Origin of the sequence: Klebsiella sp. X1-16S-Nf21 (assembly GCF_002837615.1) — a bacterium.
GTDB classification, from domain to species: Bacteria; Pseudomonadota; Gammaproteobacteria; order Enterobacterales; family Enterobacteriaceae; genus Klebsiella; species Klebsiella variicola.
On the sequence record NZ_PJDK01000127.1, the window covers coordinates 1 to 7,922 of the forward strand.

Consider the following 7,922-nt stretch of genomic DNA (forward strand, 5'->3'; position numbering starts at 1 on the left):
CTGGCAGCCCACTACCGGCGGCGCGACGCAAACCGACAGCCGCGAAGCCATTGTCGAGCAAAGCCTTGCTGCCTGTCGCCGTCATGGGCAGAGCGAACCCGGCCCGTTTGGTTTTCAGGGGGGATGTGACCTGGTGCATTTCCGTTCGCTGGGCGCAAAAGGCGTCGTGATTGGCCCCGGTTCGCTGGCCGTGGCTCACAAACCCGATGAATTTGTCCCTGTCGATGAATTTATCGCCGCGGCCTACCTCTATCTCGATATTGCGCTCGCCATGCTGCCGCCGGAGCCCGGTTTATGAAAGCGCAGCTCTTTCGGGGAGATCTGCATTACGCCGATGTGACGCTGCATACCGCTGCCTCTGGTCCGGTGACGGCGCTCGACACGCTCTGGCTGCGTCTGGAAGACCAGGGGGTGACCGGGATTGGCGAAGTGCGGCTCAACATTCGCTACCTGCATGGCTACCGCGAAGAGCAGGTGCTGAACAACCTGCTTCAGATACTTCGCCGCTGGGACTGGCGCCAGGCGCCCGCCGCGCGACTCGCCGCGCTAGATGACGAAGACTGCACGCTCCTGCCGCCATCGCGCATGGTGCTGGATATGGCCTTGCACGACCTGCTGGCGCGTCAGCAAGGGGTAAGCGTTGCCGCCTGGCTGGGGGCGCGGGATGGCCTGCCTGCGTGGCACACCAACCAGACCCTGTTCTGGGGCAGCGAGAGACAGATGCTGGAGCAGGCGCAACGCTATGTCGTTCGCGGTTTCACCCAGCTGAAGTTGCGCACAGGCGTGGCGGATTTCGCTACCGACCTGGCCCGTCTGCAACGGCTGCGCCAGCGGTTCGGCCAGCAGATTTCGCTGGCGATTGACGTGAACGGCCAGTGGTCTCTGGCGCAGGCTCACGCGGCATTCCCGTCTCTGCGCGAGCTGAAGCTCAGCTACATCGAACAGCCGTTAAGCCCGGCAAACGACAGCCAGCTTGCGGAGCTGTACGCCTACGGCATCCCGATCATGCTCGACGAAAGCCTCAACAGTGATGCCGCCATCACCCGGCTGATCGCCGCCAAAGGTGCGCTGTGGGGGCATCTCAAACTGGTGAAACTGGGTGGCCTTGCGCCGACGCTGGCCGCCGCCAACCGGCTGCGACTCGCCGACGTGCCATTCATGATTGGCCAGATGAATGAAGGCCATGCTGCCACCGCCGCCGCGCTCCAGCTGTGTCGTGTCGTGCAACCGGCATTTGCCGAGCTGTATGGCGCCGATGGCTTAACGGATGATCCCGTCAGCGGGCTGGAATACCGCAATGGCCTGGTCACCGTCAATGACTCACCCGGTCTGGGCGTGCAGTTTAATGCCGCGCAGGCCCACTTACTCCAGGAGTTTACTCATGCAAGATGTTAACAATGTGATTCAGGGCAGTGAGTCCGCCTTTAGCGCTGATGAATATGCGCAACGCATTCGACGCACCCGCGAACGCTTAAGCCGCGCGGGCGTGGACGTCATGATCGTTACCGGCCCGGAAAACATTTTCTGGCTCACCGGTCAGCAAACACCGGGCTATTACACCTTCCAGGCGCTGTTGCTGCCGGTAGAAGGGGATCCGGTGTTTGTGATTCGCCAGCTCGAATACTTTAACTTTATCGCCAACACCTTTATTTCTGACGCCGCCATCTACCAGGATGGCGATAACCCGGTGGATTTCCTGGTGGGCATGCTGCAACAGCGCGGCTGGCTCCACAAACGGATTGGGCTGGACAAACGCGGTTGGTTCCTGCCGGTTGCCGTGTATGAAGCCCTGCAGGCCAGGCTCGGCACCATTGCCGATACCGCGGGCGTCATCGAGCCGCTGCGCGCCGTGAAATCGGCGGCGGAGGTGGAAAAAATCGCCATCGCAGCGCGCTATGTGGACGCGGGCATGCGCGCGGGCATGGCGGCGATTCGCAGCGGCGCAGACGAAAACGCGCTGGTCTCGGCGATGATGGGGGCCGCCATTGCCGCCGGTTCCGAGTATGTCGGCATGGAACCGCTGGTCTCGACCGGCCCACGCAGCGGCGTGCCGCATGGCACATGGCGTCGTCGGGTGATGCAGGATAACGACCCGGTATTTCTGGAAATGTCAGCGGCTCACGACCGCTACCACGCCGCGATGATGCGCTCCGCCTGGCTGGGGCGGCCGCCCGCTATCGCCATCGAAATGGAAAAAGTGTGTCAGGAAGCCCTGCAGGCCTCTCTTGATGCCATTCGTCCAGGCGCCACCTGCGAAGCGCCGCACCTGGCCTGCCAGAAGGTGATTGATCGCGCCGGGTTCACCGAAAACTTCAAAAAACGCACCGGTTACTCCATCGGTATCGCCTTTGCGCCGGACTGGGGCGAAGGCGGCATTCTCAGTCTGTATCGTGGCGTCACCACTGAGCTGCAGCCAGGAATGACCTTCCACATTCCACCGGCTCTGCGGATCTACGGTCAATTTACCGTCGGCGTCAGTGAAACCGTGGTGGTGACCGAAACCGGATATCGTCAGCTGGGTTCCCTGGCTCGCCCTCTCACACTGCTGTAAGGAAAGAAAAATGAAAGATATCAATGAATGCCGTGAACGCCTGCGCGGTATTTTCAACATCACCGTCACCCCGTTCACCGCCAGCGGCGCGATCGACTTTCCGGCGTTACGTGAAAATATTGAACGCGTGATTGGTCTGGGTTATGACGGTCTGCTGATTGGCGGCACCTACGGTGAATTCCCGGTGATGACCGTCGAAGAACGCCGTGAGCTGTTTCATCAAGTCATGGCCTGTGTGGATGACCGCGTGGCGGTCATGCTGTGCAGCGCCAGCGCCGACCCGCGCGATGCCCGCGAGCTGACGCTGCTGGCAAGCGAGCTGGGCGGCCTGCCGATGGTGACCGCGCCCTTTGTTAGCGAAATCACTGACCAACAGATCGTCAGCTACTTCAAAGAGATGGCTCCCTTATCCAAAACCGGCATCCTGGTGTACAACGCGCCGGGCATCGGCATCACCCTCTCCCCGGCGCTGCTGGAACAACTGGCAGAGATCCCCAACGTGGTCGGCATCAAACAGGGCGATCTCAACCCCACCGCCATCGACCAGATTGCCAACCGCCTGCGTGGGCGTCTGCGCCTGTTCTGTGCTTCCGATCTGGCCTTCCTCGGGCCAATGATGGCCGGGTTTGACGGCATCAGCACCACCAACAGCGGCGCGCTGCCGGAGCTGATTATCAATACCTTCCGGGCCGTGGAACAGGGCGATGCCGCCACGGCCCGCGATCTGCATCAGCTGTGGTACGCGTATCGCGCGCTGGCGCGCAAACATGGTCAGCCGCAGCTGGTGAAAGCGGCGATGGCGCTGCGCGGTTTTAACGGCGGCACCGTACGCGCACCGTTAAAACCGATCGACGACGCGGCGCTGGCGGAGCTGACTCACGTCATGTCGGCGCTTGCCAGCGACAGCCGTAGCGGCGTTACGCTGGCGCGTTAAGCGCCACCCGTAAAAAGGCGACGAACAGCGGATGGGGCGCATCCGGGCGGGACATCAGTTCCGGGTGCCCCTGCACACCATGCCAGAACGGCAGTTCCGGCTGGGAGATGGCCTCCACGATATCGTCCGTTTGCGCACTGACGCTGACCCCGCTGCGATCCAGCGCCGGTAATAAGTCGGTGTTAAAGCAGTAGCGATGGTTGTAGTGCATTTCGCGGATATCACCGGGGATCAACCCGAAGGAAAAAGGGAATACGCCGCAGCGATGACGGCCATCAACAAAGGGAACAAAGCTGTGCAGAGCCTCATCCGGAGCCACTTCGGCGGGAATGGCTGATTCGCAACCCGGACGTCGGCGCACGACTGCGGTCATCATGCTCTGCATTCCCAGGCATAACCCCAGCGTGGGCTGTCCGCGGGCAAGCGTATCTTCCGCCACGCGGATTTGTCCCTTGACGGCGGCCATCGAGGAACCGCCTGGCAACACGACGCCCTGGACGTCGTGGAGGTCGTGTAACCCAGGGGACAGACTGACCGGCGCGAAGAAATGGACCTCCAGGTTCAGCCCCAGCGACGCCGCGGCATCACCCAGTGAGCCAAGCGTGGCGGGGTAGACCAGACGGTGGTCTGACTCACGGCCAATCAGTGCGATGCGCAAGGGCGTCCCGGCAGAGGATGGCTCCCCGGCATCCCAGCGACCATAGCGATCGGCGGTGAGGTCTAACACCGTATGTTGCCCGTCGCTGAGCGTCAGGCGCTGGTTGCGGTCATCGCTGAACAGCCGTTGGCCCGGCAGGTCGGCGATAAGCGCTGCCTGCGAGGACGCCAGCACAATGACAGCATCTGACTCAGGCAGGCTGGCGATATCGCGCACCTCTTCACGCAGCGTATCGCTGCGCCAGAGGCCGCTGGTCACGCAGTACCCGGCACGAATGACGTGCTGATGGCTGTCGGGAACATCGCCGGCGAAGTCGGGGCGAAGGCTCCAGAGAGGCAGTCCAAGACGATTAGCCCACAGGCTGGCGGTAATACCGTAGCGAGCGGGCGCAGAGGTGTTATCGAGAATAAAGATCGGTGACACGGCGAGTTTCCTGCTGAGGTTGGGGACCCAATTGTATTAATTGAATCATTAGATACAAAAGAGGATTTATGAATAACAGTCAAATCGCCCGTCGTATGCAATCTGTACGCCCTTCACCGACAGCGGTCATTTCTGACCAGGTACGGGCACTGGAAGCCGCAGGCAAGCCGGTTATCAACCTGGGCGAAGGAGAACTGGATTTTGCTACCCCGGCCCATATCAGCTATGCGGGCATTGAAGCGATCGTGCATCATCAGACTAAGTATACCGCCGTTTCCGGCACCGCCGCGTTAAAGGAGGCCATTGCCGCCAAGTTCGCTCGCGACAATCAGTTGCATTACCGTCCGCAAGAGATCATCGCAGGCAGTGGCGCCAAGCAGCTTATTTTCAATGCTTTTCTGGCCACCCTCGACGCCGGGCAGCAGGTCATCATTCCCGCCCCCTACTGGGTCTCGTATCCGGATATGGTCTCTCTGGCCGATGGCGAACCGGTGATTGTGCCCTGTGATGAACAAAACGGCTGGAAGCTGACGCCGGAACAACTGGCCGCCGCCCTTACCCCATCAACGCGCTGGCTGATCCTCAACTCGCCGGGCAACCCGACGGGGGCGATTTACAGCGAGCAGGAACTGCGTGCCCTGGCTGCGGTGCTGGCGGATTACCCACAGGTGCTGGTGATGGCCGACGATATTTACGAGCCGCTGCGCTATGACAATATCCCTTTTACCACTTTTGCCCAGGCCGCCCCGCAGATGGTTTCACGTACCCTGACGGTAAACGGTGTGTCCAAAAGCCACGCCATGACCGGCTGGCGTCTGGGCTATGCGGGAGGGCCGCAATGGCTGATTGCCGCCATGCAGATCCTGCAATCACAAAGCACCTCCAACCCCAGCAGTATTTCGCAGGCTGCGGCGGTCGCAGCGCTTAACCACTCAGCCAATTTCTTCGACGGCTGGCTCAACGTGTTAGATAAACGCCGCCAGCAGGTGCTGGGAATGATTGCCGCCACCGATGGCCTGAGCGCCACCGCTCCCCAGGGGGCATTCTATGTGTTTGCTAACTGCCAGGCGCTCATGGGCCGGATGACCCCTGGCGGCGAAATCCTTCGCAACGACAGCGCGCTGGCGAACTGGCTATTAGAACAAACCCAGGTGGCCGTTTTACACGGCTCCGCGTTTGGAATGCCGGGGTATTTGCGTATTGCGTATGCGATAGAAGATGGCCTGCTAACCCAAGCCTGCCAGCGGATAGCGGGCGCCTGCGCGCAATTGCGTTAAAAGCGTGTGGTGGCGCAGCGGCTACCCACGCGGCGGCAAACCACGCTCGGTCTGAAAAATGCCGTGCTTATCGCCTACCTTGCCGATAAGCACGTTGTCATCATGATAGCTCACCGGGTAATAGCGACGTTCTCTTTCCCGGTTTTCCACTCCACCGTTGCGGCCACCACCGCACGCGGCAGGAATAGCATCCTGCGCATAGCTAATAATAAAGCAACCTCCCTGCAGCTGAATTTATACCAGACCCACAAAATAGATTTTCGTTATTTTGTTAATGCTATAAAAAACACAATGCTAACAGCTATCCCCGAATGTTGAACACGTGCAAGGTTTCAGAAATTATGATATAGTTCGCGCTTTAATGGATAGTGATTAAGGTTGAAATATTGAAAACGGCCAATTTTTCTGAGTTGATAAAAATAGCTGCGCTACAACTGTTCAGAGAAAAAGGGTTTAGCAATGTCTCAACCCGTGATTTGACGCAGAAAATGAATATTTCCAGAAGTCATATCTATCACTATTATCGAGACTGGGAAACGCTCAAGAAATCCACTATTCAGTATATGTTTGAAAATGACATACAAGAATGTCATGCGTTTTTAAACGCGTCAGAAAAAATGAGCGCTAGTGAAAGAGTAAACCTCTATATCAGAACGCTGTTACCCGATGCACCTTCGGCACACTGGCTGCTCTACCTTGAACTATGGCCAATGGCAGCACGCGATGCGGATTATGCTAAATTAGTGCACGATCACTCCCTGCAATGGATCACTATTCTTGAAGGCATCATTAGCGTAGGGATGCAGGAAGGCGAGTTCCTTGTGGAAAACGCCGCTACCTCAGCCAGACAAATAAACACATTAATTGATGGGTATTCCAGCTTGCTGATCCTCGATTATTCAGAAGACAGACGCAGCATTTTTCTTAATGAAATATCTGAGCTTGCCTTTAAAATACTTAAAAAAGATTTCTGAGTGGGTGAAGCAAGGTAGCGTATCAGTTAACCCTTTTTTATATTGAGATAACTTAAAATACGCTGCATTTTACTTTCTGCCGTCGTATTCCCTGGCGCAGCGCTGTCTATCCAGGTCTCATCGGCTTCAGGATGCGGACCTGACAGGATGATGTTTCCCTTACCATACCGGTACTTACCAATGGCGATATCTCCATTCTTGTAGTAAGCGATCGGCTGGAATCCAGTACTTGAGATACTACTGTTGAGATAAGGCCCATCCTGGTAGTAAAAAGGCTCTTGTTTATTATTCCATGTCAGTTGCAGGGTATAATCGCCTTCATCAACGGCCTGCGAACCGGGTCTCCCCACCTCTGATTCTAAAGGCGCATCAATAAGCCCTATCCAGTCTTTGTCGGCAAGATAGGCTCCCATACAAAGACCAAGAAAGGATTTGCCACTTTTCACAAAATTGCGGATAGCCTCTGCCCCTTCATCACCCAGGGCTTGATAAGAGCCGGGTATATCCTGACCGCCGCCAGGTTGAATATAGAGATCGAATTTTTTCAGTGTTTGTGCATTTAATTTCAGCTTTTCTTTTTCGCCAACATAAGAGATGTGCAGAGGCAGGCCTGTCGCGACCAGCGATTTTACCACCATTTCAGAACAGCCTGGGCACCCGGCCTCCCCGCGATAAACGGCGACATTATAACTCTCTGATTGCGAGGGCTTTGCCAGCACCGATGCGGTGAAAAAGGCGAAAGAAAAGGCAACCGTTAGTATTTTTGCTTTTTTAAGTCTGGTGCCCTGGAAAAAAATTTTCATGTCAGTAGATCCCCTGGTTATGTAGTGTCATGGTTAATCACAGCGTATCACTTTCGGATCCCGCAGATGATAAATATAAATTAGAGCAGTTGCTCAAATCTATCCTTGCCATCAAATTTGTCAAGCCATTTAAGTTAAAATAAATAATGTCTTTCCACACTGAAAGATAAAGGTGACAATATTTTATAAACATCCTCCAATGAAACATCCTCATACCCTTCGCTTTCTCAATAATATTAAATACTGAAGAGAGGGTGAAAAAAGAGTCGATCATGCTCCATGTAATACAGCGGTCGTCTTAC

8 protein-coding genes are annotated in these 7,922 nt (G+C 56.6%); 6 read left to right on the forward strand and 2 right to left on the reverse strand.

The features are described 5' to 3' along the window. The 4 genes from CW267_RS29100 to CW267_RS29115 form a co-directional block, all read left to right on the forward strand. A partial coding sequence (locus tag CW267_RS29100) for a M20/M25/M40 family metallo-hydrolase (RefSeq protein ID WP_133124765.1) occupies positions 1–298 on the forward strand: 298 nt, incomplete at its 5' end. Then, positions 295–1,395: a mandelate racemase/muconate lactonizing enzyme family protein gene (locus CW267_RS29105; protein WP_023297412.1), complete on the forward strand. Its 1,101-nt coding sequence runs from the start codon at positions 295–297 to the stop codon at positions 1,393–1,395. The genes CW267_RS29100 and CW267_RS29105, both read left to right, overlap by 4 nt. Further along, positions 1,382–2,551, forward strand: a complete 1,170-nt coding sequence (locus CW267_RS29110) for a M24 family metallopeptidase (RefSeq protein WP_016160709.1) — start codon at positions 1,382–1,384, stop codon at positions 2,549–2,551. The genes CW267_RS29105 and CW267_RS29110 overlap by 14 nt, the downstream gene beginning before the upstream one ends. Before the next feature lie 10 nt (positions 2,552–2,561). Beyond that, entirely contained in the window at positions 2,562–3,485 is a 924-nt protein-coding gene (locus CW267_RS29115; RefSeq protein WP_023297410.1) for a dihydrodipicolinate synthase family protein, read from the forward strand. Here CW267_RS29115 and CW267_RS29120 read toward each other — a convergent pair. Then, positions 3,469–4,566: a glutamine amidotransferase-related protein gene (locus CW267_RS29120; RefSeq protein WP_032735292.1), complete on the reverse strand. Its 1,098-nt coding sequence runs from the start codon at positions 4,564–4,566 to the stop codon at positions 3,469–3,471. The two genes, CW267_RS29115 and CW267_RS29120, sit on opposite strands and share 17 nt — an antisense overlap. Positions 4,567–4,634: 68 nt before the next feature. Here CW267_RS29120 and CW267_RS29125 point away from each other — a divergent pair, with 68 nt between their 5' ends. Beyond that, positions 4,635–5,843 carry a pyridoxal phosphate-dependent aminotransferase gene (locus tag CW267_RS29125; RefSeq protein ID WP_023322391.1) on the forward strand — a complete coding sequence of 403 codons (1,209 nt, stop codon included), beginning with the start codon at positions 4,635–4,637 and terminating at the stop codon, positions 5,841–5,843. Positions 5,844–6,229: 386 nt separating this feature from the next. Beyond that, positions 6,230–6,817 carry a TetR/AcrR family transcriptional regulator gene (locus CW267_RS29135; protein WP_100781353.1) on the forward strand — a complete coding sequence of 196 codons (588 nt, stop codon included), beginning with the start codon at positions 6,230–6,232 and terminating at the stop codon, positions 6,815–6,817. A gap of 26 nt (positions 6,818–6,843) precedes the next feature. Here CW267_RS29135 and CW267_RS29140 read toward each other — a convergent pair whose 3' ends face one another. Beyond that, a complete protein-coding gene (locus tag CW267_RS29140) occupies positions 6,844–7,620 on the reverse strand; it encodes a BPL-N domain-containing protein (RefSeq protein ID WP_022065834.1) in 777 nt (258 codons plus the stop codon). Between the last annotated feature and the right edge of the window lie 302 nt (positions 7,621–7,922).